Source organism: Sporichthya brevicatena, from assembly GCF_039525035.1.
Classification (GTDB): Bacteria; Actinomycetota; Actinomycetes; order Sporichthyales; family Sporichthyaceae; genus Sporichthya; species Sporichthya brevicatena.
On record NZ_BAAAHE010000073.1, the window covers coordinates 1 to 661 of the forward strand.

2 protein-coding genes are annotated in these 661 nt (G+C 68.5%); both read left to right on the forward strand.

The window, feature by feature from the left end; translation table 11 throughout:
* The first annotated feature begins 40 nt into the window (after positions 1-40).
* On the forward strand, positions 41-391 hold the full coding sequence (locus ABD401_RS24955) for a hypothetical protein (protein WP_344609935.1): 351 nt from the start codon (positions 41-43) through the stop codon (positions 389-391).
* Positions 388-661: hypothetical protein (locus ABD401_RS24960; RefSeq protein WP_344609937.1), on the forward strand; the 274-nt coding region annotated here is incomplete at its 3' end. The genes ABD401_RS24955 and ABD401_RS24960, both read left to right, overlap by 4 nt.

The following is a 661-nucleotide window of genomic DNA, read 5'->3' on the forward strand; positions in this document are numbered from 1 at the left end:
GCGATCGTCGCACTGAACAACATCCTCGAAGGGGGCGATCGTGGCTGACCTTGAACGGCACATCCCCATGGCCGAGCGCCTGGACAACGACCCGGGAGACGCCGGGCGTATGGCGCGGTCGTTCCTGGCCGCGATGGCACGCCTGGCCGAGGTCGAAGCCGAACGGGATTGCGCCGTGAATCTGTGGGCTGGCGAGGTGGCAAAGGTCGCGGAGCAACGGGAGCGCGCCAAGGCCGCTGAGGCCAAGCTGGCCGCCGTCCGCGAGGAGTACGACGCCTGGAACGAAGAGAACCTCGGCCACGTCCCCGGCATCGAGAACACGAACTGGCCGGACGCGTGGGCCGGGATCGGCACCGTGCTCGCCCTGATCGATCAGGAGACAGAGCAATGAGCGAGCACCCGAAGACCGAAATCATGCGCTCGATGAGCAACAGGTACCCGCTGCCTCGGGTTGTCGAGGAGATGCTGTACCTGGCGGCCGACGAGGTTGACCACCTCCGCGCCCGCCTGGCCGAGGCTGAGGCCGGACATGAGATGACCCGCCGCGAGTTGCAGCGGTACCAGTCGCACGTCCACGACGCTGACGGGCTCACCGCGCAGGCCGCGCAACGGGCACTGGACGCGACCGCCCGCGCCGAGGCCGCTGAGGCCAAGCTGGCAG